A 25,260-nucleotide genomic window follows, 5' to 3' on the forward strand; every position below is an offset into this window, starting at 1 on the left:
TACAATCCTCTTTTTTTATGTAAAAGGGAACGCTTAAATTTGCCAATCAAAATTAATCCATTGAAAGTATTTTCATCAATTCAGGAATTTAAAACGGATACCAGAACGGTAGTAACACTGGGAACGTTTGATGGTGTTCATTTGGGACACAGAAGTATATTGGAAAAAGTAATAGCCGGAAGTAAAAATTTACAGGCGGAGAGTTTATTGCTTACTTTTTTTCCGCATCCGCGAATGGTGCTACAGCAGGATTCGGATATTAAATTACTGAATACGATTGATGAGAAAACGCTTTTATTACGGGAATTCGGTATTGATAATCTGATTATTCATCCGTTTGACCAGTCTTTTTCCCGGTTAACGGCTGAGGAGTTTGTGAAAAATATCCTGGTAGATCAATTTAATATCTGCAAAATTATCATTGGATATGATCATCGCTTCGGAAGAAACAGAACAGCGACTATTGATGATCTGATTCGTTTTGGAAAGGAATATGGTTTTGAAGTGGAACAAATCTCGGCTCAGGAAATTGATGATGTATCGATTAGCTCAACCAAAATCCGAAATGCGCTGGCGGAAGGCAATGTCGCATTGGCGAATGCCTATTTGGGTTATGATTATTTCTTTACCGGAACGGTTGTAAAAGGAAACCAGTTGGGAAGGACGATTAACTTTCCTACGGCGAATTTTAAAATTGAAGAAGAATATAAGTTGATTCCGCAAAATGGTGTGTATATAGTGTCTTCAATAATTGACGGTCGATTCGTGCCGGGAATGATGAATATCGGAGTGCGACCAACGGTTGATGGTGTGGCTTTGACAGTGGAAGTGAATTATCTGGATTTCGACGGTGATTTATACGGAAAAAAACTTAACGTGGCAATCTATGAAAAAATCAGAGATGAGAAAAAATTCCCTTCTCTCGATGAATTGAAAAAACAATTAGCACTGGATAAAGAAACGGCTAAAGCGTATTTCTTGGAAGGAAAAATCGAGTACTTTAACGATTAAGTTGCGAAATTAAAATAACCGGACTTAAATTTTTGTAAATTTGATAAGTGTTTGAAGTTGAAATAGTTTTGACTTCGAAAACAAACTCCATGTCTCACTTTAAAATTTACGATTATGTTTAAGTCTAAAGAATTTAAAAACGGGATGGTTATTTTTATCGGAATCGCATTGTATTTCCTCGTTATGGAATTATTGGGATTGACTGATAAATTATATTTGCGGGTATTTAACGTATTCATTGTGCTTTATGGTGCGAATAGAACCATAAAGGAAAACTACAGAGAAGGTGATACGGAATATCTGAACAACATTATTTCCAGCTTTAAAACTTGTGTTGTCGGGATTGTGGCGAGTATTATTGCCTTAATCATCTATATCCATATTCGAGGCGGTGAAACGTATCTGACCAGACTTTCAGATGGCTTCCTGTTTGTGGGTGGAAAACCGAAAGTAAACGAATATTGTATCGGACTATTGTTTGAAGGAATCGCTTCTTCTGTAGTGGGTAGTATTCTTTTAATGCAATATTGGCACGGAAAAGTATTAAAACCCAGACCACATCATCATTGATCTGTAAATTTCTTTAATTCGAAAGTGACACCGTCAAAAACGCCATAGGTAAAATAACTGATCCAGTCACCCAGATTAATATATTCGGCCGTCTCGGAAAGTGTGATTTCGAGCGGTAAATGTCTGTGGCCGAAAACAAAATAATTATACCGTTTTGTTTGTAGTTTCATTTTGGAATATTGTACCAGCCATTCGTTTTCCTCGCCCAGATATTTTACATCTTCTGCACCTGAAATCAATTTGTTTTTTACCGAAAGATATTGCGCCAGTCGGACACCTAAATCCGGATGTAACCAGCGGAAAAGCCATTTTGAAAAAGGATTGGTAAAAACTTTTTTCATTCTTTTATAGCCTTTGTCACCGGGACCTAAACCGTCGCCGTGGCCAATCAGGAAAAGTTTCTTGTTAAAGGTGAACTCCTGTGGTGTATGGTAAACCGGAATGTTTAATTCTTTTTCAAAATAATCGTACATCCAAAGGTCATGATTGCCGACAAAAAAATAAATCTGAATACCGCTGTCACGTAATTCAGCCAGTTTGCCCAAAACACGAACAAAGCCTTTCGGAACAACTGTTTTGTATTCGAACCAGAAATCAAAAAGGTCACCCAAAAGAAAAAGGACCTCGGCATCTTTTTTAATCAGATCAAGCCAGGCTACAAATTTTTGTTCCCGCGGAAAACTTTTTTCAGCAGTGGGTGCACCAAAATGTTGGTCGGAAGCAAAGTATATTTTCATGTCTAAAGGAATATTCATATAACTACAGATTATCCGATTGATACCATTCAGCAAAAGAAGTCTCCGTTTCCTGTAATCTCAGGGAATGTAACCGGATGCTTTCCGGAAGACGTTTCTTTATCTTGTCGGCAAAATCGGTTACCATATTCTCACTGGTAGGTTGGTAGTCAACTAAAATCACATGATGGCCGCGGTTTTTTAATTCGTTGGCTAATTCAATGTGTGGTGTATTTTGGTTGAAAACGGTAGCGTGATCGAAAATGTCAACAATTTCTTCTTTGACAATACGTTTCAGATCGCCGAAATCGATAACCATACCAAACTTTACATTCGAAGCATCAGTTATCGGAGTTCCGATTACCGTTACCGATAATTTATAACTATGTCCGTGAACGTTTTTGCATTTGCCGTCATAGCCATATAAAGCATGACCGGTTTCAAAAGTAAATTGTTTGGTTATTCTGATGTTACTCATCCTGTAGAAATTAGATTGCAAATTTAGTAAATAAAATTAAGCGATCGAATTTCACTTTTGTCATATATTTGTTCACACTTTATAACACTGTATGAGCGATTTTCAATTGAATCCACTATACGAACAAATTATAGACGATTTGTTAAGCCAACAATTCAGCATTGCGGATTGTTTTTTTTCTGATGATGAGGTAATTGCCTTACGCGGAAGTTTACTGCAAAAATACGAAGAAGATCATTTTAAAAAATCAGCGATCGGTAACCAGATCAACGAACAAATTGTAACGGCAATTCGCGGCGATTTTATTCATTGGTTAAATGAAGCGGAAAGCAATGCGGCTGAAAAAGCTTTTTTTGATAAGGTTAATGATTTTGTAGAATACCTGAACCGAACTTGTTTTATGGGGATTCGGGACCAGGAATTTCATTATGCCTATTATCCGGAGGGAACCTTTTATAAAAGACATCTTGATACGTTTCAAAATGACAGTCGAAGAAAATTGTCAATTGTATGTTACTTAAACGAACAGGATTGGCAGCCGGAATATGGCGGTGAATTGGCTATTTATCTGAATAAAGACGGAGAAGAAGTTACGGAAACAATTTATCCGGTTAAAGGACGAATGGTGATTTTCGAAAGTCAGATTCTGGAGCACGAAGTAAAACCGGTAAAACAACCGCGATTAAGTATCACCGGTTGGTTGAAAACCCGATAATTTTATTACACCTGGCAGGTTTTTAAAACCTGTCAGGTGTGGAAAATAGTTAGGAGTTGCTTTTATTTCTCTTTTTGGCTCGGTAATACATAAAGTAAGCGATACAAGCCAGTACTACAAAAGGAATCAATGAACCGATAAATACGCCGGTTTCATAATTTTTATCCGGTGCATTTTGGATTTTTTCTTCAATATTGATCTGTTGTAGCAAAAAGAATAACGCCATTTTTTATTTCTTTTTAAATTGATTCAAAGCATTTACGGTAAAATCCGATAACACCAGTCTTCCGGAAATTCCGGCACGTTCGTATAATAACGTATCCCAGTTTTCGGTTCCTTCCCACAATACTTTTTTCATTTCGTTTAATGCATCCGGATTATAGCTTGCTAATTTTGAAACGAAAATGTCAAGCTCTTTATCAAGATCAGCAACGTTTTCCAAAACTTTCGCATATAATCCTTTTTCCTGAGCCCAATACGCATTTTTCCATTCGTGAGCAGCTAAGGTCATATCACCCAAAGCGGCTTTCCCGATTTTACGGGAAACGGCAGGCTCAATTACAAAAGGACCGATTCCGATTGCCAGTTCCGAAAGTTTGATAGCACTTTGTTCCGTTGCTAAAGCATAATCACACGCTGCTGCTAATCCGACACCGCCACCTACGGCTTTTCCGTGAATCCGCCCGATAATTAATTTCGAACATTTGCGCATCGCATTGATCACATTGGCAAAACCGGAAAAGAACGTAGCGCCTTCTTCCAGGTTGGAAACGGCTAATAATTCGTCAAAGGAAGCACCGGCACAAAAAGCACCGTTACCTTCACTTTTTAAAACAATTACCGATACATCCGGATTGCTGCTTAAAGAGTTTAATTCATTGGTAAGACGTTGTAATAATTCGCCCGGAAAGGAGTTGCTGGCCGGATGACCGAATTCAACAAAGGCGATTTTGTTTTCAATTTTGGTATATAAAGAACCGTTTTGTCTGTCAGTTGTCATGCGTAAAATAATTTGCCTTAAAATTACACTTTTTACAGCAAAATATTGGTAGGTTCCCCGAAAAAGCTATATTTGTACCCGAAATCAAACGGGGATGTAGCTCAGTTGGCTAGAGCGTTTGGCTGGCAGCCAAAAGGTCGTGGGTTCGAGCCCCATCTTCTCCACTTGAAAAGTAAAAACCTGTACAAACTTGTACAGGTTTTTTTATTTATCAGGTTGTCTCGTCCTGAAATAACGATACAAAAAAAAGCGTTATTATGGAAAAACAAACCACTTATGTTAAACGTACCCAAAAAGACTACTCCTTAAGTTTAAAGATTCAGATTACAAAGGAAATTGAATCGGGAGAATTGTCAACTTATGCAGCCCAGAAGAAATATGGTATCCAGGCACGGTCCACAGTTGTGAATTGGCTCAGAAAATATGGTAACTTTGATTGGGAGAACCAAACACCATCAAATATGCCAAAGACACCAGAACAACGAATTATGGAGCTTGAAGCCAAGGTAAAACTTTTGGAAAAGCAGAAAGCCCAGCTTGAAAAACAAAACCATATTTCTGATTCTAAAGCTATTATTTTTGATATGATGATAGACCTTGCGGAAAAGGAATACAATATCGATATTCGAAAAAACTTACCTCCCGGACAATCCAATCCTTTAGTCAAAAAAGGCAGGAAAACATAAGTTTTACCTGTGGTTTGTTCGGGATAAACAGGCAGGTTTATTATCGAAGTATTAAGCGCGCTAAATTCAGAAGAACCTTGGCAGAACAGGTTGTAACACTTGTAAAAGAGCAACGTATAGCTCAACCTCGGTTAGGAACACGTAAACTGTATCATATTCTTATAACTGAACTTAAAGCATTAAAAGTAGGCCGAGATAAGTTTTTTTCTATTTTAAAAGCTAATCATTTATTGATACACCCCAAAAGGAGTTATCATCTTACCACATGGTCACACCATCGTTTTAGAAAACATCCTAACTTGATAAAAGAGCTGGATATTACAAGGCCGGAACAAGTGTGGGTATCAGATATCACCTATATTGGAAAACGAGAAAAGCCTTGTTATCTGAGTTTAATAACTGATGCCTATTCAAAAAAGATAATGGGATATGATGTATCTGATTCTCTCAGTACACAAGGCTGTATCAGAGCCTTAAAAATGGCTCGTAAGAATAGGATATTTAAGTCTGAATCATTGATACATCATTCAGACAGGGGAATACAATATTGTTCGGATGAGTATCAGTATTTATTAAAGAAATACAGTCTAAAATGCAGTATGACACAAAACTCAGATCCGTATGAAAACGCAGTGGCTGAAAGAATAAACGGAATATTAAAACAAGAGTTTAGAATTGATACCTATCATCTTGAACTATATTTAATGAAGAAACTCATAGATGAGATTATTAAAAAATATAACCAGATTAGACCACATTGGTCAAACTATATGCTAACACCTAATCAAATGCATTTACAAAGAAGTATTAAAATAAAAACTTATAAAACAAAAAACAGAAGTAACTCGGAAGCTACTTCTGTCTAAAAAAGCTATTTTTACTAGTATTAATCCTGTATCGTTATTTTAGGACTAGTCAGGTAGTCCCGCTACTGCTTTACCTTTTAATCCTTCTTCAACTAAATAGCTGAGGAATCTTACGAAAGGGGTAATATTCCGATTGACACTTGCGTTTTCAAGAGCTTGCATATATTCCTCCCGATTTTCTACCGGGATAACGGTCCAGGGATAACCTCCGGAAGCTAACATAACATTCATTAAAAATCGACCGATTCTTCCGTTACCATCCATATAGGGATGAATAAAAACAAAAATAAAGTGTCCTAATACTGCTCTTACTGATGCCTCAGTTTCTTCTTCGAGTAACTCAAACAATACAGGCATAGTATCACGCATCGCATCTACGTTAAGAGGAACGTGTTTCGAATTGCCGATATATACTTGATGATTGCGATATCCGGCTAGATCGGTAGCTTGAAGTAATCCTGCAACCACGCTGGGATCGAATAATTGTCGATACCATTTGGAATGGTCTAAATCGGCTTGTGTTCCGGGATTAGCTCCTTGTAAAATGCTTTCAATTGTTTTTTTAACTTCATTGAATGCCTGAAAATAGCCCCTTGCTGCCATTGCGTCCCGTTGTCGACGATCTGCTTCATTCTCTTCTATATTCCATTCACCGCTACTTACTTTTGAAATTAGCTCCGGGGTTACTTTATAGCGTTCGATAGACAACGAGTGATAGGCATCAGTAACGAAAATGTGATCGACATCATTAAGGTAGGATTCGTAATCTGTGATATGACCCGGAGAGACAGGAAAATCAGCAATAACTACCTCGCGCATTTCCTGCCACATCAGGCGGATACGGTTAGCGTATGGTGAACGTTCACGAGAAGGTAATTGAATGGCGAGTTTGCTATCAAACGGATCTTCTTCGCGAATGTCATAGTCGGCGTCTTTAAAAGTTTCTATAATCTGATTGGCTATTTTTTCTCTTTCGATATTCCGGAATGCACCGGCAAGACGTCCGGCTAAAGTTGTATGCCCTTTTGCTAATAATATGGGTAATAATTCCGAAGCATCCCGTATTAAGGAAAGAGCCGTACGGGTGTCAATGGCGTTATGGTTATATAAAGTAGCAGAACTATAAATAAGTGCTGATTGTAGATTATATATTCGGACACCTTTTTGTATCTCTATGTGTTCAACTGGTGGTATTTCTGCTTTTTGGTTGAATAATGATGTATTATGAGGTAATGGGGTAGGTTTGTTATTGCCTTGTGGAGTCCGGATAATTAATTGTTGTGGAATTGTCCAGTTACCAGCGTGAATAAGTAATGACTGATCGGCTGAAAGGCTCCAATCATTTCCGTATTTCCGATTAAGGAATTGTACAATAAAATCCCAGTACGAACTATACCAGGAAGTTGTTTCGCCCTCTCTTTCGTTTGGATCAGTAGCGATATACCAGCCTTTAGTTACTTCTTTGATAAAACCTTTCTTTAGAAGTAGCTGACGGTATTTTGTGTTGGGAATAGTATCGGTGTGAATACCAACAATACCTTTGTCCTGTATGTCCTTTAAAAAAGTGAGTGCTTCTATAAAACGTTCTTTGGGTGTTGCCATAATTGAGTACGTTTAAATAACGGTGCTAAAACTAGTAAATGTGAACGTGCTAAAACTAGTAAATGTAAATGTACTAAAATTAGTAAATGTAAAGCTTGGTTTTTTGTGATTTATCCGTTTCCGGTATTAAAAATAAGCCCGTAATTGTATATTTCCGGTATGAATCGTTTGGCTGGTTTCGCTTTTTCGACCTTGATAGTTGAGGTTGACATCCAGATATTGTGTCAGGTTTTTTTGTAAAAGTAATCGCCAGGTTAAGTTTTCGCCGGCTTGTAGGCCTTCTAACATTTGGTAGGCAACCGGTGATAGTTCGTTTCCGGTAAATTTGTTCTGATAATACGAAAATTCACCGTTGATCGTAAAACGTTTGTCGGAAGCATAGCTAAAAGAAGTACCGATACGTTGTTGGTTTAATGTTTCGAAATCGGCGATTTTGTTTTCCTTGATCTGATATTCGTAAAATACATCCCAACTGGCATTCTTGGAGAATAAATACGATACTTTTGGCGCCAATTGATAGCCTTTTAATTCAAAGTTTCGGCTTGCATAATTTTCCGAATAAGTATTGGATTTGATTGTCTTACCGCTAAAACCGAATAACCATATTTTTTGGATAAGATGCGCATACTGAATCTGATGCGAACTATTGGTGTTCTCTTGTGATCCGACCGATAATAAGTTTTTTGCCTTGTTGGTTAAAAAAGTATAGGTAACGGAATGATCCTGTTTACCGCGGTTGTAAAATAAACTGTTTCGGAAACTGGAATTAAGACCAAGTAAATCATCATCCTTTCCGAAAAACGGATTCAGATCAAAATTGTCACTTTTACGAATGATTTTTCTGTCGACTATAAACGAGGTCTGATTATAAAAATAAGATAATAGCTTTTTAAATCCGGTTTCATTTTGCCATTGATTCGGATTCAAGGTTATCGATTGTGAGAATTTGTTTTGATGCGTTTTGATAAAAATCTGGTTTGGTAAAAATATCCGGACATATTTAGCCTGATCGGGAAATTGTGCAATCTCAAATTCTTCCAGTTCCTGAATGCCGTTTCCGTTATAATCGTTCCACATATAGATTCCCTGTCCCGCTTCGACCTGAAGATAGGTGAATTCCTGTTGCGGAATTCTTCCGGAGGTGGTTTCATAGGCAGTGGTAACCTGAATCAGTTGGTTAAAATAACGATCATTATAAAGTAAACGGGAATTTAATGAAGGTTCACTTTCCCGTGCCGGATCTTCATATTTAAGGTTTCGGTAATTCACAAATAAGGATAAGTCGCTTTTTTCGGTTTGAAGTAAACGGGATTTAAGATAGTAAGAACGGGAAGTGTTCACTTTAGTTAGTAATCCGTTTTGTAAACTGTCATTGGTACGTTGTAAATAACCAAGTTCCAGGTACACTTTTGTACTGTCGCCTCGACCTATAAATGCACCGAATTCTTTAAAACGCTGACTTAAAGTTGTAAACTGACCGGTTTCTTTGACTTTCTCTTCGTTGTTTTCCAGACGTACGCTACCACCGACCCAATTTTTTCCGATGTGATATTTGGCTTGTGTATTACTTCGTATAAATTGAGAAGTAGAATAATTACTGCTACTATTTAGAAAACTACTGTTATTGCGGAATGCCCAGTTTTGCAATTGAAACTGGCCTTCTACAATATGGCGGGTTCCGGAAAAACTTTCGGAAAAATCCAGTTTTTCCAATTGGTAGCGCGCAAATCCGTTATTACGGGATTGTGCTGTTTGCGGTAAACGGAAATTTAGACCTGAAATCAATAAACTTTGATCACCGATCGGATTGGTCAGGTTCCAGTCACGGTCGAACTCAATGTTGAAAAGACGTTCGATGGTTTTGAACTTTTGCTGAACAAACTGATAATTGGCAAAAGCGTCTACTTCCCATCGTTTGGACCATAATCGCTGTTTAACGTTAAAGCGTCCTGCAAGTCCCTGATTGTCCTGGTCATCAACGGAAGAAAATAGATTTTTGTCGTTATTGCTTAATCCGATTTCAAAATCAACTAAAGTTTTTTCACTGGGATTGTATTTTCCCAGAAAAGTGGCAATCTGAATACTTGTCGGTGCCACAAGTCGAACAATCGGTTCATAATTCCCTTGCGGAGTGCCGTTATTAGGAGCGATATATTCGTAAATTCGTCCGACAGCCTGATTGTTGACAAGAATATAGTTTCCCTGATTGTTGCCGACTAATGTAAAACGGACATTGTATAATTCGTCCTGCGGATTGTTGGAATACACATAAGTTGTAATTCCGTTAACAATGACCTTTTTGTAAAGAATTTTGTTTTCGGAATAACTGTCAGGATAAGCTGATGGTGCATTCATTAAATCCGGATTGTTGCCGGCTTCACTTAAAATCTGAATTTGTTCGGCCGAGAGGTTTTGTTGTAACGGCTGACTTTTAATGTCGCTTTCCGAATAAACAAATCCGCCGACACTCCAATTTTCGCGTTCGTGCGTTACGCCGCCATAAGCAACATATCGCGTATAGTTTCGGTCGGTATACTGATATTCGATATTGATACGCATTTCAGAAGTAATCGGAAATAGGGAAGTAAAACGGATTTCTCCGGCATTATAATCGATAACATAATCATTGCTTTCTCCGCGCTTCAAAAGAATTCCGTTTACATAAACCCGCTCGGAACCGGAAATAACCAATACGTATAATTCGCCGTTAGGACCTTTTAATTTATAAGGTCCCTGATTGCCTTCCTGGCCAACAAAAGTACTTCGGGTATATTGACCGCGTACTAAAGCTCCGGCTGCAAAGACATCAGTTTTACCGCCACTGTCGCCAAAAGTAAAATGAGTGGATAATCCCTGAACTTTTTTGTTGAAATTTAAAAACCGTGACTGACGATTTTCTAAAAATAAATCACCTGCACGAACACTCCATTTATCGGAAAATAATTCAATGAAAATTTGATCAAATTCATCTAGCTTTTGAGAGTAACCGCCTTCCTGTAACGGAATGTTGCTGTCCTGTATGGAAGCGCGCAAGCTAACTTTGTCGGAAATCTTTCCGGTGATTTGTAAGTCAAGATTGGAATTTAATACGGTATTCTGATTATTACCGACAGTAATGCCTCGGGTAATACTTCCGGACGTATTCAATCCGTCGAAAGGTTTGAAATTGTTAACCGTTTCTCTTTTAATCGTGTATAATTGCTGACCGCTTCCGTTGCTGACTATTCGTGACGGATCGTAAATACTGTATTTTTTAGTCAGATACTCCGGAAATTTCAGATAACGGACGGTTAATGTGTCTTCCGTTTTAAAATTATTCCGGAAATATAATTTCCCCTTCGGATAATCTACCGTATAATAAGTTGTATCGATTTCATTACCGGCTTTATCCAGTAATTTAAAAAAGGCTTTGTTGATGCTGACATTGTCAATTGCGATGGTATCTTGCGTAAAAAGGACCTTTTTAGATTTATAAGGCGTTTCAATTTCCTGGGCATAAAGACCGGAAACACAAAACAATACCAAAATCAAAATCCATTTTTTCAGCATACAGATATAACTCCAAAATGCCAAAAGTAGTGTAATTTCAATTGAAATTTTAAAAAGCTGGAGATGTTAAAAGAAAAAACCATTAAAAAGAAGGTTGTAATAGATTCTTTTTAATGGTTTTAAGATGGTTTTATTCTATAGTGACAATCTGCATCGTCTCACGGCTCATTTGTTTTACAAGTACCGTTTTGTCTTTTTCAACCATTTGTACGGCTTTGTCTGTAAAATGACGAATCGTATATAGCGAAACATTTTCGTTATAGGTTACTTTGAATTTTTTGGACAAGGTTGCTTTTAATTCATTAAAATGATTGAATTTGTCTTCAATGCAAACGGAAAAACTGATAGCTGTATTCTGAATCAAGCTTACCTTTACTTTGTATTGGTGAAATAATCCGAAAATTTCGCTGATGTTTTCTTCCATAATAAAGGAGAAATCAATCGATGACAGTGAAATCAATAACTGGTTTTTCTTTACGATAAAACAAGAGGTTTGCGGTTCCAGATCGGCGCCTTTTGAAACACTGGTTCCCGGTAATAACGGATTGATAAACGATTTTACAAATAACGGAATCTCTTTTTTTTGTAAAGGCTGTAAGGTTTTCGGGTGAATGACCGAAGCGCCGTAAAAAGCTAATTCGATTGCTTCGCGGTAAGAAATCTGATTTAACAGAACTGCATTTTCAAAATACCTCGGATCGGCATTTAAAACACCCGGTACATCTTTCCATATCGTTACGTTTTCGGCATTCAGACAATAGGCAAAAATCGCCGCCGTATAATCGGAACCTTCACGTCCCAATGTTGTGGTAAAATTGTTTTCGTCTGATCCTAAAAATCCTTGTGTAATATTAAGGACGTTCTTTTTTATGTTTTTGGAAATCGTTTTTTGTGTCAATTCCCAGTTAACTATAGCATCACGATAGGTGTTATCCGTTTTGATGAGGTTACGTACGTCGACCCATTGATTGCGGATTCCGGCATGATTAAAGTAATAACTAAGAATGGTAGTGGATACAATTTCCCCGTAACTTACAATCTGATCGTATACAAAATTGTAATTCGGCGATTTATTGATGTCCAGAAAATGTTCCATATCCGAAAAATGGCGATTTACAGCAGTAAATACCTCATGTTTTTCATCTTCAAACAAATCCAGTAAAATCTGATTGTGGTATTTCTTGACTTCCTGAATGGAAGCCTTCAGCTCCGGAGATTTATCGAAGTAGTGCTTTATTACTACTTCTAAAGCGTTTGTGGTCTTTCCCATTGCCGAAACAACTAAAAGAACATCGTCAAAACCTACTTTTTGCAAAACGTCATATACGTTTTTAATACTACCGGCATCTTTTACAGAAGCACCGCCAAATTTGAATACTCTCATTGTTTAAAAATTAGACATAAATAATATGGTGACTACAGCAACTTTAACGGTGCTGTAAGCTATTTGTGAAATTAGTAATTCCGGCTTCGTCCATTTGTACGATATACCAGTCTTTTAAAACCCGGGCTCCGGATTTTTCGTAAAAATCAATCGCATTCTGGTTCCAGTCCAATACGGCCCATTCGATACGGCGAACATTGTCTTTTTGTCCCTGACGAATTACTTCAGAATACAAAGCATGTCCCAAACCGGTACCGCGCATTTTTTCACTTACAATTAAATCTTCCAGATGGATGGTTTTTCCTTTCCAGGTGGAATAACGATAGTAAAAAAGAGCCATGCCAACGATTTCGTGGTCCACTTCTGCGATAAAAGTTTTAAAAAGCGGTTCGGTTCCGAAACCGTCCCGAATCAACTCGTCTGCGGTTACAACTACAGCATCAGGTTCCTTCTCAAACACGGCCAGTTCACGGATCAGTTCCAGTACGGCCGGCATATCTTCTTTTTGTCCTTCTCGGATATTCATTTTTTGAAAATTAAGCGTTTTGTTATTACGGGAATAATATATATTCGCATTGCACAAAAATAGCGATATTTGTACTCGAAAACACAACAACAACTCTAATTAATAATGAAAGATCGCAATAAAACGTTAGGTGAGTTTATCATTGAAAAACAAGAAGAATTCAAGTACTCATCAGGGGAATTGTCCCGTATTATTAACTCCATCCGACTGGCAGCTAAAGTAGTAAGCCACAAGGTAAATAAAGCCGGACTGGTAGATATTGTCGGTGCTGCCGGCGAACAGAATATACAGGGAGAAGATCAGCAAAAACTGGATGTTTATGCGAATGAAGTGTTTATTCAGACGCTAATCAATAGGGAAATTGTTTGCGGAATTGCTTCGGAAGAAAATGATGATTTTATTACGGTTCAGGGTAAAGATGCCAGCCATAATAATAAATATGTAGTCCTGATGGATCCGTTGGACGGGTCTTCTAATATAGATGTTAACGTATCGGTTGGAACTATTTTTTCCGTTTACCGAAGAATTACACCTATGGGAACGCCGGTAACATTGGAAGATTTTCTTCAACCGGGTATTAATCAGGTTGCAGCCGGTTATGTGATTTACGGAACGTCAACAATGTTGGTTTATACTACCGGTCATGGCGTAAACGGATTTACATTAAATCCGGCAATCGGAACATTCTACTTGTCGCACCCGAATATGAAATATGCACCGGACGGAAAAATCTATTCGATTAACGAAGGAAACTATATTCATTTTCCGCAAGGTGTAAAAGATTATATCAAGTATTGTCAGCAGGAAGAAGGCGATCGTCCGTATACCTCCCGTTATATTGGAAGTTTGGTGTCTGATTTTCACCGAAACATGATCAAAGGCGGAGTGTATATTTATCCGACAAGCTCTAAAGCACCGAAAGGGAAACTGCGATTGCTATACGAATGTAATCCGATGGCTTTTATTGCAGAACAAGCCGGTGGAAAAGCTTCAGATGGTTTTGGTCCGATTATGGAAATTAAGCCGACGGAATTACATCAGCGCGTACCGTTTTTCTGCGGAAGCTATAATATGGTGGAAAAAGCAGAAGAGTTTATGAGAAAAGCCGATCAATAAGGTAGATCGATACATCAGACAGGTTTCTAAAACCTGACAGGTATAAAAAAAGGGGCTGTCTCAAAAGGACATCCCCTTTTTTATTGCCGACAATCTTCTGATTTATTTTTTCTGATTTAGCTATTTTGATGTCTCTTTTAGCCAGTAAAAGCATCTACTTTTCAAAAAAGAGAAAATTATCCCTTTTATGATGTCCTAACAGGGCATTTTTTGAGGTTATGAGCCATAGCAAGTAATGCCGTTTCCACTTCGGCCTTGGCTTTGCTACGCAGATTATACCTGCGGAAGCCTTTGTTGTTTTTTATCTGGGCAAACACGGTTTCTACATCATGACAGCGTTGCTTTCTGAGTTCCTTTCCCCTGTCGGTTACGAGCAGGTTATAAGCTTTTGTTCTTAACTGGGCTACTTCGGGATTAGATAAAGAGATACTTGGTATTCCTGTTCTGGTGTCTTTGTCAAAATGATTATATTTTACATATGCTTCAACACCTTCATTATCAAGTAATGTGTAGTTTTCCTGCGAACCATAACCTGCATCAGCCACAAGTTCTTCAGGTAGTCTATTGTAGTGTTCTTTAAAAATTTTTATATGTTCGGGTAGCGTCCTTGTATCATTGGGATTAGGGTGTAAAGAGTAATTTACAATGAACTGGTTGTGTGTGCTTATCTGTAAGTTATATCCCGGTTTTAACTGTCCGTTCTTCATGTGGTCTTCTTTCATCCGCATAAAAGTAGCATCAGTATCGGTCTTACAAAAGCTGTTTCGCTTACCCATTATATCTTCTTGCTTAGCATACTTCTGAAGGTTTGCAGGCCAGTTCTTACGGGCATAGTTAAGCTTCTGCCGTACTTTAGGGCATATCTTTTTGCCTTTAAGGGCGGTGTCAATCTTCTTAATAGTCTTTTCAACAGCTTCCTTGTCAATAGCCTTAAACTCAACTTCTGTCTTGTCTTTAGATTCAGTAGCGGCAACTTGCTGCGTATACTCCCATAAGTCCTGAAGCTGCTCTTCTATGCGCCTTTTATTCCTTTCGATGGATCTGCCCCATACAAAAGTGTACCGGTTGGCATTGGCTTCTATTTTTGTACCATCGGTAAAAACAGTTTTAAGGCTCACATGTCCCTGGGATTCTAAAAGCAATACAACCTGGGTAAAGATGCTGCGTACCTCATCTTTAAGGCGTTCACTCCTAAAGCGGTTTATAGTATTATGGTCAGGACGGCTCATACCGCTTAACCACATAAAATGGATATTCTGCTTCAAGGCTTCCTCAAGCCTGCGGCTGGAAAAAATATTGCACAAATAACCATAAACCAACACTTTAAGAAGCATGCGGGGATGGTAACTGGAAGTGCCGCCTGGTTTGTAATTCTTAATAAGGCACTCCAAATCAAGACCGTCAATCACATCGGAAACGGTTCTTACTGGATGGTTGAGTTCTATCAGCTCCTCTAAACTCGGAGGAAGTAGAAAATTTTGCTTGGGATTGTAATCTTTAAAGACTACTTTTGATTTATTATACACACCGCAAGTTAACAAACTTGCAAAATATAGGGAGCTCTCGGGCTCCCTTATTTGTATAAAAAAATTGAGGCTGCCTCACTTTTGAGACAGCCCCCTTTTTATTACGGTATAACCGAATTATTTGTTCATGTTTTGCATTTCGTATACAAAAGTGTCTAAATCTACATTTAAAACCAATAACGAAAAGGCTTTGTCAACAATATAAGAAGCATTGCTCGGTGTGAAACCTAATGCTAATACAAAACGCATCAGAATTTCTTTTTGTTTCGGGCCTAATACGTGATCAGCATATACCATACGGGATAAATCATATAAACGCTCTATACGTTGCGTATGTAAATACGGAGGATTGATCGGGTATTTTAACGGATTCTCCAAAATCTCTTCGTACTCTTCTTTTGAAATCTCCAACTGAATAGCCAGTTTGTCTAAGAAGTTTTTTTCTTCCTGAGTCAGGTCACCGTCTGCAAGAGCAACTCTTACAATAGCTGAGAAATGACCTTTATTACGAGCTTTGAATTCGCTATCAAATAATTCTGAAAATGACATATTTTTTTACAATTAATAGTGTTGTGAAGGTACAAATATACTTTATTTCCCATCCTGTTAAAACAAAATGACAGCTTTTGTTGCCGGAGATCATAAATATCAAAAATAATTGTAAGTTTGGATTCCCAAGTCAAATTAAAAGAAATATTATGTCAGAATTTTGGATATACTTTAATATCGGTCTGCGACATGTGCTCGATATCAATGCCTATGATCATGTACTTTTCCTAATCGCCCTTGTGGTTCCTTATGCTTTTAAGGATTGGAAAAGAGTATTGCTGCTTGTAACATTGTTTACTGGAGGTCATACCTTATCGTTACTGCTTTCAGTTTACGGAATTGTATATATCAAAGCAAACCTGGTCGAATTCCTGATTCCGATCACGATTCTGGTAACCGCCTTATTTCATTTGTTTACAGCCGGTAAATCATCCAAAAACGAAAGTGTCAGCTTTGTGGCTTTTGTAACGTTATTTTTTGGGATTATCCACGGATTGGGCTTTTCAAACTACTTTAAAACGATACTACCGGGTGGTGCATCCGAAAAATTACTACCCTTACTGGAATTTGCGTTAGGTATCGAAGCGGCACAAATAATCGTTGTGCTGATCGTATTGATACTGTCGTATATTATTCAGACTTTTTTCCGTTTTTCCAAACGCGATTGGACATTAGTGATGTCAGCTTTTGTAATCGGAGTCGTATTACCGATGATCATCGGTAGCGAAATTTGGAACCGGTAAAAAAAATGCTTACCTTTTCAGTATCAGTAGCGAAACGTTTGCGTATTTTTGTATTCCCTATTCCTGCTGTCCGCTATATCTTGTTGAAAAAACAAGGATGTCGCTGCCATCAGGGCTAAAGGGCTGGCCATTGCTTTTTCGGAATGGTCTGATAAACGATACAATTGATGAAAGAACAAAAACGGAATAAATACGATAAAGCCTATCTGAGAATAGCAAAAGAATGGAGTCAGTTGTCGTATTGCAAAAGAAAACAGGTCGGAGCAATTATTGTAAAAGACCGAATGATCATTTCTGATGGTTACAACGGAACACCATCGGGATTTGAAAATTGCTGCGAAGACGAAGAGGGTTATACAAAATGGTATGTATTGCATGCCGAGGCTAATGCAATTTTAAAAGTAGCGCGGTCAACACAATCCTGTGAAGGCGCTACATTATATATAACCTTGTCGCCTTGTAAAGATTGCAGTAAATTAATTCACCAGTCGGGTATAAAAAGAGTGGTGTATTGCGAAGGCTATAAAGACGAAGCCGGACTGGATTTTCTTAGAAAGGCGGGAGTGGAAGTAGAGTATATTGCTGATTTGGAATAATATGAGAATTAAAAAAATATACTTGCCGGTAATTATCACGACGGCGCTTGCCGTGGGTGTGCTTATTGGAGGTTACCTTAACTTTTCTGCGCCAACGGCAACGTTTTCATCGAATGCCAGTAAAAACAAACTGAATAAACTGCTGGATTTTATCAATAATGAATATGTCGATGAGGTGAATACGGATTCGATTGTTGATATTACGGTTAACGGTATTCTGGAAAAACTGGATCCGCACTCGGTTTATATTGCTAAAAATGAATTGGAGTCGGTAGCGCAAAGTATGAAAGGTGACTTTGTCGGCATCGGAGTTAATTTTTATACCTATAAAGATTCGGTTGCGGTTATTAAACCTATTGCCGGAGGTCCTTCTGAAAAAGCGGGTATCAAAGCCGGTGATCGTATTCTGTTTGCCGGAAATACTAAATTATTCGGTAAAAAAATATCCAATGATACACTTTTCTCTAAACTGAAAGGAGAAAGAGGTTCGAAGGTGGAATTGACCGTATTCCGAAAAACGGAAAACAAGAAGTTTAAAGTTAATGTAACCCGCGATTTGATACCGATTAAAAGTGTAGATGTAGCGCTGATGCTTAATGCTAAAACCGGCTATATTAAAATCAATCGATTTGCTGAAACTACCTTTAAAGAATTCCATCAAGGCTTATCGAAACTAAAAGCAGCCGGAATGCAGGAATTGGTTGTCGATGTTCGTAATAACGGTGGAGGTTATATGGAACGGGCGGTTGAAATTGCCGACGAATTTCTAAAGGATAAAGAACAAATCGTTAAAATTAAAAACCGTAAAGGAGTAGAAGATGTTAGTTATGCTACTTCAAAAGGAAGCTTTGAAAACGGGAAACTGTATATTCTGATTGATGAAAACAGTGCTTCGGCCAGTGAAATTCTGGCGGGTGCGATTCAGGATAATGACCGCGGACTTATTGTGGGCAGACGATCATTCGGAAAAGGATTGGTGCAACGGGAAATGCCTTTAGGCGACGGATCTGCGGTGCGTCTGACTGTGGCGCGTTATTATACGCCATCCGGGCGTTCGATTCAAAAACCGTATAACAAAGGATTGGAAGAGTATTACGGTGAGTTTGAAAAGCGTTTTGAAAACGGTGAATTATATGCTTTTGATAGTATTAAAGTTGCGGATAGCTTAAAGTTTAAAACGAAGAAAGGCAAGATTGTTTATGGCGGCGGTGGAATTATTCCGGATATTTTTGTTCCGATGGAAGGAAAACACGGAGATGAAGCGCTAAATATGATTATGCAATCCGGAATTGTAAGCTATTTTGTTTTCGAAGAATTGGATAACGAAAGACAGCAATTTCAGAAATTAACGATTCCGCAAGTGGAAAATAAAGTCAGAAGTACTGATTTTTATTATGATGGTTTCCGTCGACACTTGTCAAAAAGCGGACTGATTTTTAATCTGGAAAAGCATAAAGATAAAGTGAAACAATATCTGGCGGCTGAATTTGTACGGCAGTTGTTTGACGAACAACATTATTATCAGCTTATTTTAAAAGAAGATCCGATGATCAAATCGTTAATGGAAGCAAAAAAATAAGAGAGCATGAAGCTCTCTTTTTTATTTTCGTATACTGTCGTGTGAATGAGTTTCAATACCGTTGTTCCATAAGGTCAGAATATCGGTTGCAACCGATGCGCCGCTTCCGGAAGCTATAGCAAGTTGACTTCTCCATCCGGCAAGTGTTCCCGCTACATAAATTCCGTTTGTTACCAGGTGGTCGTTATTTCGAAGTTGGATGCGGTTCTTTTCCGGTAATGATTTTCGGTGTGGCTCGATATATTGCTCAAGTCCTTCAATCGAAAAAAGATTAGATGATCCGATAGCGACTACAATATTCTGTGTTTTGTAGGAAGACTTGTTTGTGGTCACGGTAAAGTTGCCTTGTTCGCCTTCAACTTTAATTACTTTTTCATCCGGAATTTGTATAATATGAGGGTAAGTTTGGGCAAGGTGAGCTGTACTTTCTGATAAAATTTCAGAACCCAGTTTGCCTGCCGGTATACCGTAAGCATTATTAAAAAGAGCATCTTGTAACGATGAAGCTTTCTGATGCGTAATGATTCCTATTTTTTTATCGGCTACAAAACTTTTTTTCTGGGCAGAACCTAATATAAGGGCACACGAAAGCCCGGCTACTCCGCCACCAATAATTAACACATCAAACATGGTCTTAGTTTCCTTTTGTTTTTTCTTCGATGGCTTTCGACATCTTGAAGATTAATAAAATACAAACAGCGCATAATGAAGCTACGATTCCTATAAGCGCCACTAAACTGTTGCCTTCAAAAAGATTCGAAAAATCCAATAACGTTACGTTAAAAACAATTAACCCTAACGCGGCAGCGATTAGTATGTATGAGAAAATTTTCATTGTAAATAAAAAAAGAACTACGAGTAGTTAAATTATGGCGGTGAAATTAATAAAAATCCGCTTAAACAAACAGACCTTTAACATTAGCCGCAAATAATTTAACAGCAATAGCTAAAAGAACTACTCCAAAAACCTTTCGGATCACGCCTAGTCCGTTTTTCCCTAGTGTTTTTTCTATTCGGGATGAAGATTTAAGAACAAGATATACAATCAAAATGTTGGCAAGGATGCCGAATATAATATTGATCGTTTGGTATTCGGATCGCAACGATAATAATGTTGTCATCGTTCCGGCACCTGCGATTAAAGGAAATGCAATAGGTACAATTGATGCGGTGTTTGGTGCGTCATCTTTATAAAGTGTTATCCCCAGAATCATTTCCAGTGCCAAAAAGAACAATACAAACGATCCGGCCACGGCAAATGAATTGACGTCAATACCGATCAGTTTCAGGATCTCATCACCTACAAATAGAAATGAAATCATGATGACAGCTGCAACAATTGAAGCTTTCTCAGATTGGATATGGCCTACCTTGTTACGTAAGTCAACAATAATCGGAATGCTTCCGAAAATATCGATAACTGCAAATAATACCATTCCTACCGTAAAAATTTCTTTCCAATCGAATCCCATAGCTTGATTTTTTTAAGACTGCAAAATTATATAAAAATATAACAAAAAATCTAAAAATAGGGTTAATTTTTAACGTAAAAATAAAAATGAAGGTGAAGAATGGCTTTTTGTTGCTTATTTGATAATGTTAGGGGTGTTTAGTTGGTATTTTGAAATCCGTATTAATTTGTACCTTTGTGCCCTTAATCAATGAATTCGAAGTATAATGTTTCAGTTAGGGAAAACCATCGTGTCTGAGGAGATTCTTGAAAAAGAATTTGTGTGTAATTTGTCGGCTTGTAAAGGAGCCTGTTGTGTGGATGGTGATGCCGGTGCGCCACTGGATAAAGATGAGGTAGCAATATTGGAGAAGATATATCCGATAGTAAAACCGTTTTTGCGTCCGGAAGGAGTTGCGTCGATAGAAGAACAAGGAACTTCGATTGTCGGATCGGATGGAGATCTTGAAACACCGTTAATTGACGGAGCCGATTGTGCTTATGTTATTTTTGACGGGTCTACTGCGCTTTGCGGAATCGAACAAGCCTATAATCAGGGATTGGTGGACTGGAAAAAACCGGTTTCGTGTCATTTATATCCGATTCGGGTAAAAGATTTCTCGGATTTTGCAGCCGTTAATTATCATAGATGGCATATTTGTGATGATGCCTGTTCGCTGGGAAAAGAACTTGAAGTCCCGGTGTATAAATTTGTAAAAGAAGCTTTGGTTCGGAAGTTTGGTTCCGACTGGTATGCGGAGCTTGAAAAAGTGGCCGAAGAGCTTAAAAAATAAATCGATTCTGTAGATTTATTTAACTTTTTTGTATTTTATAACTATTTGTTTTTCAGTTAAATATATTTTTTAGCAAAGCTTGAAAGAATTTTCTTCGCTTGTTAAAAACTCGCCTTAATTGTGAATAAGTTTGACGGGTACTGTCTTTCTTTTTCCGATTCAAATGGCAATCTTTGTACTGCAGTCTTTGCAGTAAGAATGTGAAATTAATCCTTTAAAAGTCAATATACTATGTCGGTGATAGAACCAATTTTGCAAGAGAATAAAGACCGTTTTGTAATTTTCCCCATTAAGCACCATGATATCTGGAATTGGTATAAAAAAATGGAAGCTAGCTTTTGGACGGCAGAGGAGATTGATTTACATCAGGATTTAACCGATTGGAATACCAAGTTAAGTGATGATGAAAAATATTTCATTAAACACATTTTGGCTTTTTTTGCGGCTTCCGACGGTATCGTAAATGAGAATCTGGCGGAAAACTTCGTGAATGAAGTACAGTATCCGGAAGCGAAATTCTTTTATGGATTCCAAATTATGATGGAGAATATTCATAGTGAAACCTATTCGCTTTTAATTGATACCTACGTGAAAGACGAAGCAGAAAAGAATGAACTGTTTCATGCTATTGATGTGTTTCCGGCAATTAAGAAAAAAGCGGAATGGGCGTTGCGTTGGATCGAATCCGAATCGTTTGCGGAAAGACTAATCGCTTTTGCCGCTGTAGAAGGGATCTTTTTCTCCGGTGCTTTCTGCTCAATCTTCTGGTTGAAAAAAAGAGGTTTGATGCCGGGACTTACATTCTCCAATGAACTTATCTCAAGAGATGAAGGAGTTCACTGTGATTTTGCAGTACACCTACACAATCATCATTTGATCAATAAAGTGCCGATCGCTAGAATTAAGGAAATTATCACGGATGCGCTGAATATCGAAAGAGAATTTATTACGGAATCACTTCCGGTAAGTTTGATCGGAATGAATGCAACGCTGATGACACAATATCTGGAGTTTGTAGCAGATAGATTGTTGGTTGAATTAGGTTGTGAAAAAGTATATAACGCGAGCAATCCGTTTGATTTTATGGACATGATCTCGCTACAGGGAAAAACCAATTTCTTTGAAAAAAGGGTTTCCGAATATCAAAAAGCAGGTGTCTTAAATAAAGATACCGATTCACAAAAAATCAGCTTCGACGCCGATTTTTAATAGACTGTAAGCTCCTTATTTGTTAGGAGATGGATAAGAAACGGAAAGCGTTTCTACAGTGTTTTTTAAATAACAATTTGTAAATTTTCAATAATATGTATGTAGTAAAAAGAGACGGAAGACGTGAGCCTGTAATGTTTGACAAGATTACAGACCGGGTTAGAATTTTATGCTACGGATTAAACGATTTAGTAGATCCGGTAAAAGTAGCCATGCGTGTTATTGAAGGTTTGTATGATGGTGTGACCACATCAGAACTCGATAACTTAGCTGCCGAAACAGCAGCATCAATGACGGTTTCGCACCCGGATTATGCACAATTAGCAGCCCGAATTGCGGTGTCTAATTTGCATAAGAATACCAAAAAATCATTCTCGGAAACGATGACGGACATGGTTAATTACGTCAACCCGAGAACGAATCAGGAATCACCGTTAATCTCGGATGAGGTTTATGAAGTGATTATGGCAAATGCCGAAAGACTGGATTCTACAATTATCTATAATCGCGATTTTAATTACGATTATTTCGGATTTAAAACGTTGGAGCGTTCGTACTTGTTGCGAATCAACGGGCAAATCGTAGAGCGTCCGCAACATATGTTGATGCGTGTTTCCGTTGGAATCCACCTAAATGATATTGAATCGGCTATCGAGACGTATGAATTAATGTCGAAAAAATTCTTTACGCACGCTACGCCAACATTATTTAATGCCGGAACACCAAAACCGCAAATGTCGTCATGTTTCCTTTTAACGATGCAGGATGATAGTATTGACGGTATTTATGATACATTAAAACAAACGGCCAAAATATCACAGTCGGCCGGAGGAATCGGATTATCAATCCATAATGTTCGTGCAACGGGTTCTTATATCCGTGGAACAAACGGGACTTCTAACGGAATCGTACCGATGTTACGTGTGTTTAACGACACGGCACGTTATGTTGATCAAGGAGGAGGAAAGCGTAAAGGAAGCTTTGCGATTTATGTAGAACCTTGGCATGCTGATATTTTTGATTTTCTGGATCTGAGAAAAAACCACGGTAAAGAAGAAATGCGTGCACGTGATCTTTTTTATGCGATGTGGATGAATGACTTGTTTATGAAACGAGTTCAGGAAGATGCACAGTGGACATTAATGTGTCCGAATGAATGTCCGGGACTTTATGATGTTTACGGAGAGGAATTCGACGCACTATATCTTAGTTATGAAAATGCCGGAAAAGGTAGAAAAACGATAAAAGCACGTGAGCTTTGGGAGAAAATTCTGGAATCACAAATTGAAACGGGAACGCCATACATGCTTTATAAAGATGCAGCGAACCGTAAATCAAACCAGAAAAATCTGGGAACTATCCGTTCGTCTAACTTGTGTACGGAAATCATGGAATATACTTCCGCAGATGAAATTGCGGTATGTAATCTGGCTTCAATATCCCTTCCGATGTTTGTGGAAAACGGAGCGTTTAACCACCAACTGCTTTTTGACGTCACAAAACGCGTAACGCGTAACCTTAATAAGGTAATCGATAGAAATTATTACCCGGTTCAGGAAGCTGAAAACTCGAACATGCGTCACCGTCCGGTTGGACTTGGTGTTCAGGGATTGGCTGATGCTTTTATCCTGTTACGCTTACCGTTTACGGGTGATGCTGCTAAACAACTTAACCAGGAAATTTTCGAAACCATGTATTTTGCAGCTGTAACCGCTTCGATGGAAATGGCTAAAGAAGAAGGACCTTATTCCTCTTTTGAAGGTTCACCGATCTCAAAAGGTGAGTTTCAGTACAATCTTTGGGGATTGAATGATGAGGATTTAAGTGGTCGTTGGGATTGGACTTCATTGCGAAAAGAAGTGATGCAAAACGGAGTGCGTAACTCTTTGTTAATGGCACCGATGCCAACTGCTTCTACTTCTCAGATCTTGGGTAATAATGAAGCTTTTGAACCGTATACATCCAATATCTATACCCGTCGTGTGTTATCCGGTGAGTTTATTGTAGTTAATAAGCACCTTTTACAGGATTTGGTTAATCTGGGATTATGGAACGAGAGTCTGAAACAAGAGATCATGCGTGCTAATGGATCTATTCAGGATATCGATATTATACCACAGGATATTAAAGAACTGTATAAAACGGTTTGGGAGATGAGTATGAAAGATATTATCGACATGTCTCGTCAGAGAGGATACTTTATCGATCAGTCGCAATCGCTTAACTTGTTTATGGAAGGAGCAACTTTTGCAAAACTAACATCAATGCACTTCTATGCATGGCAGTCCGGTTTGAAAACGGGAATGTACTATCTTAGAACGAAGAGTGCTGTTGATGCGATCAAGTTCACATTGGATAACGACAAAAAACAGGAAGTACCGGTTAAACAGGAAGAAATTGCTGTTGATGAATTCCGGGCAATGTTAGAACGTTCCAGAAATGCAGAACCGGACGATTGTGAAATGTGCGGATCTTAATTTTAATAAAATAAATTGAAGAATAAGGAACAGCTGCTTTTTAAGTGGCTGTTCTGTTTTTAAAGAAATTGTATTTGTACATTTGTTCTCACCTTAAATA

At 38.1% G+C, this 25,260-nt stretch carries 25 protein-coding genes and 1 tRNA gene; 13 read left to right on the forward strand and 13 right to left on the reverse strand.

Annotated features, from left to right (window positions below; all coding sequences use genetic code 11):
• Positions 1-60: 60 nt before the first annotated feature.
• Positions 61-1,011 (forward strand): bifunctional riboflavin kinase/FAD synthetase, encoded by a 951-nt coding sequence (locus tag NOX80_RS05080; RefSeq protein ID WP_256552239.1) that lies wholly within the window; start codon positions 61-63, stop codon positions 1,009-1,011.
• Between the two features lie 114 nt (positions 1,012-1,125).
• On the forward strand, positions 1,126-1,581 hold the full coding sequence (locus NOX80_RS05085) for a hypothetical protein (RefSeq protein ID WP_256552240.1): 456 nt from the start codon (positions 1,126-1,128) through the stop codon (positions 1,579-1,581).
• On the opposite strand, the gene NOX80_RS05090 is transcribed toward NOX80_RS05085, so the two are convergent.
• The gene (locus NOX80_RS05090; protein ID WP_256552241.1) at positions 1,575-2,336 is read right to left on the reverse strand and encodes a UDP-2,3-diacylglucosamine diphosphatase; all 762 of its coding nucleotides are present in this window, start codon (positions 2,334-2,336) and stop codon (positions 1,575-1,577) included. The genes NOX80_RS05085 and NOX80_RS05090 overlap by 7 nt on opposite strands.
• A gap of 4 nt (positions 2,337-2,340) precedes the next feature.
• The gene (locus tag NOX80_RS05095; protein ID WP_256552242.1) at positions 2,341-2,793 is read right to left on the reverse strand and encodes a 6-pyruvoyl trahydropterin synthase family protein; all 453 of its coding nucleotides are present in this window, start codon (positions 2,791-2,793) and stop codon (positions 2,341-2,343) included.
• Positions 2,794-2,884: 91 nt separating this feature from the next.
• Between NOX80_RS05095 and NOX80_RS05100 the strand changes: the two genes are divergently transcribed.
• Complete coding sequence (locus NOX80_RS05100) at positions 2,885-3,508, forward strand: 2OG-Fe(II) oxygenase (RefSeq protein ID WP_256552243.1); 624 nt, start codon at positions 2,885-2,887, stop codon at positions 3,506-3,508.
• A 49-nt stretch (positions 3,509-3,557) separates the two neighbouring features.
• Here NOX80_RS05100 and NOX80_RS05105 read toward each other — a convergent pair whose 3' ends face one another.
• Together NOX80_RS05105 and NOX80_RS05110 are read right to left on the reverse strand one after the other, a co-directional pair.
• Positions 3,558-3,734 carry a hypothetical protein gene (locus NOX80_RS05105; RefSeq protein ID WP_256552244.1) on the reverse strand — a complete coding sequence of 59 codons (177 nt, stop codon included), beginning with the start codon at positions 3,732-3,734 and terminating at the stop codon, positions 3,558-3,560.
• 3 nt (positions 3,735-3,737) lie between these two features.
• Positions 3,738-4,508, reverse strand: coding sequence for an enoyl-CoA hydratase/isomerase family protein (locus tag NOX80_RS05110; protein WP_256552245.1), 771 nt, complete (start codon positions 4,506-4,508; stop codon positions 3,738-3,740).
• A 90-nt stretch (positions 4,509-4,598) separates the two neighbouring features.
• Between NOX80_RS05110 and NOX80_RS05115 the strand changes: the two genes are divergently transcribed.
• From NOX80_RS05115 to NOX80_RS05125, 3 genes are all read left to right on the forward strand, one after another.
• Positions 4,599-4,672, forward strand: a tRNA-Ala gene (locus NOX80_RS05115).
• A gap of 93 nt (positions 4,673-4,765) precedes the next feature.
• Positions 4,766-5,194, forward strand: coding sequence for a hypothetical protein (locus tag NOX80_RS05120; protein WP_256549711.1), 429 nt, complete (start codon positions 4,766-4,768; stop codon positions 5,192-5,194).
• A gap of 14 nt (positions 5,195-5,208) precedes the next feature.
• The gene (locus NOX80_RS05125) at positions 5,209-6,060 is read left to right on the forward strand and encodes an IS3 family transposase (protein WP_256552081.1); all 852 of its coding nucleotides are present in this window, start codon (positions 5,209-5,211) and stop codon (positions 6,058-6,060) included.
• Positions 6,061-6,105: 45 nt separating this feature from the next.
• Here NOX80_RS05125 and NOX80_RS05130 read toward each other — a convergent pair whose 3' ends face one another.
• The 4 genes from NOX80_RS05130 to NOX80_RS05145 form a co-directional block, all read right to left on the reverse strand.
• On the reverse strand, positions 6,106-7,662 hold the full coding sequence (locus NOX80_RS05130) for a Fic family protein (protein ID WP_256552246.1): 1,557 nt from the start codon (positions 7,660-7,662) through the stop codon (positions 6,106-6,108).
• Between the two features lie 126 nt (positions 7,663-7,788).
• Entirely contained in the window at positions 7,789-11,211 is a 3,423-nt protein-coding gene (locus NOX80_RS05135) for a hypothetical protein (protein WP_256552983.1), read from the reverse strand.
• A 130-nt stretch (positions 11,212-11,341) separates the two neighbouring features.
• The gene (locus NOX80_RS05140) at positions 11,342-12,595 is read right to left on the reverse strand and encodes an aspartate kinase (RefSeq protein ID WP_256552247.1); all 1,254 of its coding nucleotides are present in this window, start codon (positions 12,593-12,595) and stop codon (positions 11,342-11,344) included.
• A 43-nt stretch (positions 12,596-12,638) separates the two neighbouring features.
• Positions 12,639-13,121, reverse strand: a complete 483-nt coding sequence (locus NOX80_RS05145; RefSeq protein WP_256552248.1) for a GNAT family N-acetyltransferase — start codon at positions 13,119-13,121, stop codon at positions 12,639-12,641.
• A 105-nt stretch (positions 13,122-13,226) separates the two neighbouring features.
• On the opposite strand from NOX80_RS05145, the gene fbp reads away from it, so the two are divergent.
• Complete coding sequence (fbp, locus tag NOX80_RS05150; RefSeq protein ID WP_256552249.1) at positions 13,227-14,237, forward strand: class 1 fructose-bisphosphatase; 1,011 nt, start codon at positions 13,227-13,229, stop codon at positions 14,235-14,237.
• Positions 14,238-14,422: 185 nt separating this feature from the next.
• On the opposite strand, the gene NOX80_RS05155 is transcribed toward fbp, so the two are convergent.
• A complete protein-coding gene (locus tag NOX80_RS05155) occupies positions 14,423-15,763 on the reverse strand; it encodes an IS1182 family transposase (RefSeq protein WP_256552250.1) in 1,341 nt (446 codons plus the stop codon).
• 117 nt (positions 15,764-15,880) lie between these two features.
• Positions 15,881-16,312, reverse strand: a complete 432-nt coding sequence (locus NOX80_RS05160; RefSeq protein WP_256552251.1) for a tellurite resistance TerB family protein — start codon at positions 16,310-16,312, stop codon at positions 15,881-15,883.
• A gap of 149 nt (positions 16,313-16,461) precedes the next feature.
• Between NOX80_RS05160 and NOX80_RS05165 the strand changes: the two genes are divergently transcribed.
• The 3 genes from NOX80_RS05165 (at position 16,462) to NOX80_RS05175 (ending at position 19,230) form a co-directional block, all read left to right on the forward strand.
• Positions 16,462-17,055, forward strand: a complete 594-nt coding sequence (locus NOX80_RS05165) for a HupE/UreJ family protein (protein WP_256552252.1) — start codon at positions 16,462-16,464, stop codon at positions 17,053-17,055.
• A gap of 167 nt (positions 17,056-17,222) precedes the next feature.
• Complete coding sequence (locus NOX80_RS05170; protein ID WP_256552253.1) at positions 17,223-17,651, forward strand: deoxycytidylate deaminase; 429 nt, start codon at positions 17,223-17,225, stop codon at positions 17,649-17,651.
• A gap of 1 nt (position 17,652) precedes the next feature.
• A complete protein-coding gene (locus tag NOX80_RS05175) occupies positions 17,653-19,230 on the forward strand; it encodes a S41 family peptidase (protein WP_256552254.1) in 1,578 nt (525 codons plus the stop codon).
• 21 nt (positions 19,231-19,251) lie between these two features.
• On the opposite strand, the gene NOX80_RS05180 is transcribed toward NOX80_RS05175, so the two are convergent.
• From NOX80_RS05180 to NOX80_RS05190, 3 genes are all read right to left on the reverse strand, one after another.
• Positions 19,252-19,860, reverse strand: a complete 609-nt coding sequence (locus NOX80_RS05180; RefSeq protein ID WP_256552255.1) for an FAD-dependent oxidoreductase — start codon at positions 19,858-19,860, stop codon at positions 19,252-19,254.
• 4 nt (positions 19,861-19,864) lie between these two features.
• On the reverse strand, positions 19,865-20,065 hold the full coding sequence (locus NOX80_RS05185; protein WP_256552256.1) for a hypothetical protein: 201 nt from the start codon (positions 20,063-20,065) through the stop codon (positions 19,865-19,867).
• Between the two features lie 61 nt (positions 20,066-20,126).
• A complete protein-coding gene (locus NOX80_RS05190) occupies positions 20,127-20,702 on the reverse strand; it encodes a MarC family protein (protein WP_256552257.1) in 576 nt (191 codons plus the stop codon).
• A 205-nt stretch (positions 20,703-20,907) separates the two neighbouring features.
• On the opposite strand from NOX80_RS05190, the gene NOX80_RS05195 reads away from it, so the two are divergent.
• The 3 genes from NOX80_RS05195 (at position 20,908) to NOX80_RS05205 (ending at position 25,160) form a co-directional block, all read left to right on the forward strand.
• Positions 20,908-21,474 (forward strand): DUF3109 family protein, encoded by a 567-nt coding sequence (locus NOX80_RS05195; RefSeq protein ID WP_256552258.1) that lies wholly within the window; start codon positions 20,908-20,910, stop codon positions 21,472-21,474.
• Positions 21,475-21,705: 231 nt separating this feature from the next.
• Positions 21,706-22,683 carry a ribonucleotide-diphosphate reductase subunit beta gene (locus NOX80_RS05200; RefSeq protein WP_256552259.1) on the forward strand — a complete coding sequence of 326 codons (978 nt, stop codon included), beginning with the start codon at positions 21,706-21,708 and terminating at the stop codon, positions 22,681-22,683.
• 95 nt (positions 22,684-22,778) lie between these two features.
• A complete protein-coding gene (locus tag NOX80_RS05205; RefSeq protein WP_256552260.1) occupies positions 22,779-25,160 on the forward strand; it encodes a ribonucleoside-diphosphate reductase subunit alpha in 2,382 nt (793 codons plus the stop codon).
• Positions 25,161-25,260 lie beyond the last annotated feature (100 nt).

The sequence above is a fragment of the Flavobacterium cerinum genome (genome assembly GCF_024496085.1).
Classification (GTDB): Bacteria; Bacteroidota; Bacteroidia; order Flavobacteriales; family Flavobacteriaceae; genus Flavobacterium; species Flavobacterium cerinum_A.

Coding starts and splice junctions, on each gene's coding strand:
- NOX80_RS05085 (WP_256552240.1), top strand. CDS start 1,126: ATGTTTAAGTCTAAAGAATTTAAAAACGGGATGGTTATTTTTATCGGA.
- NOX80_RS05090 (WP_256552241.1), bottom strand. CDS start 2,336: ATGAATATTCCTTTAGACATGAAAATATACTTTGCTTCCGACCAACAT.
- NOX80_RS05095 (WP_256552242.1), bottom strand. CDS start 2,793: ATGAGTAACATCAGAATAACCAAACAATTTACTTTTGAAACCGGTCAT.
- NOX80_RS05100 (WP_256552243.1), top strand. CDS start 2,885: ATGAGCGATTTTCAATTGAATCCACTATACGAACAAATTATAGACGAT.
- NOX80_RS05105 (WP_256552244.1), bottom strand. CDS start 3,734: ATGGCGTTATTCTTTTTGCTACAACAGATCAATATTGAAGAAAAAATC.
- NOX80_RS05110 (WP_256552245.1), bottom strand. CDS start 4,508: ATGACAACTGACAGACAAAACGGTTCTTTATATACCAAAATTGAAAAC.
- NOX80_RS05120 (WP_256549711.1), top strand. CDS start 4,766: ATGGAAAAACAAACCACTTATGTTAAACGTACCCAAAAAGACTACTCC.
- NOX80_RS05130 (WP_256552246.1), bottom strand. CDS start 7,662: ATGGCAACACCCAAAGAACGTTTTATAGAAGCACTCACTTTTTTAAAG.
- NOX80_RS05135 (WP_256552983.1), bottom strand. CDS start 11,211: ATGCTGAAAAAATGGATTTTGATTTTGGTATTGTTTTGTGTTTCCGGT.
- NOX80_RS05140 (WP_256552247.1), bottom strand. CDS start 12,595: ATGAGAGTATTCAAATTTGGCGGTGCTTCTGTAAAAGATGCCGGTAGT.
- NOX80_RS05145 (WP_256552248.1), bottom strand. CDS start 13,121: ATGAATATCCGAGAAGGACAAAAAGAAGATATGCCGGCCGTACTGGAA.
- fbp (WP_256552249.1), top strand. CDS start 13,227: ATGAAAGATCGCAATAAAACGTTAGGTGAGTTTATCATTGAAAAACAA.
- NOX80_RS05160 (WP_256552251.1), bottom strand. CDS start 16,312: ATGTCATTTTCAGAATTATTTGATAGCGAATTCAAAGCTCGTAATAAA.
- NOX80_RS05165 (WP_256552252.1), top strand. CDS start 16,462: ATGTCAGAATTTTGGATATACTTTAATATCGGTCTGCGACATGTGCTC.
- NOX80_RS05170 (WP_256552253.1), top strand. CDS start 17,223: ATGAAAGAACAAAAACGGAATAAATACGATAAAGCCTATCTGAGAATA.
- NOX80_RS05175 (WP_256552254.1), top strand. CDS start 17,653: ATGAGAATTAAAAAAATATACTTGCCGGTAATTATCACGACGGCGCTT.
- NOX80_RS05180 (WP_256552255.1), bottom strand. CDS start 19,860: ATGTTTGATGTGTTAATTATTGGTGGCGGAGTAGCCGGGCTTTCGTGT.
- NOX80_RS05185 (WP_256552256.1), bottom strand. CDS start 20,065: ATGAAAATTTTCTCATACATACTAATCGCTGCCGCGTTAGGGTTAATT.
- NOX80_RS05190 (WP_256552257.1), bottom strand. CDS start 20,702: ATGGGATTCGATTGGAAAGAAATTTTTACGGTAGGAATGGTATTATTT.
- NOX80_RS05195 (WP_256552258.1), top strand. CDS start 20,908: ATGTTTCAGTTAGGGAAAACCATCGTGTCTGAGGAGATTCTTGAAAAA.
- NOX80_RS05200 (WP_256552259.1), top strand. CDS start 21,706: ATGTCGGTGATAGAACCAATTTTGCAAGAGAATAAAGACCGTTTTGTA.
- NOX80_RS05205 (WP_256552260.1), top strand. CDS start 22,779: ATGTATGTAGTAAAAAGAGACGGAAGACGTGAGCCTGTAATGTTTGAC.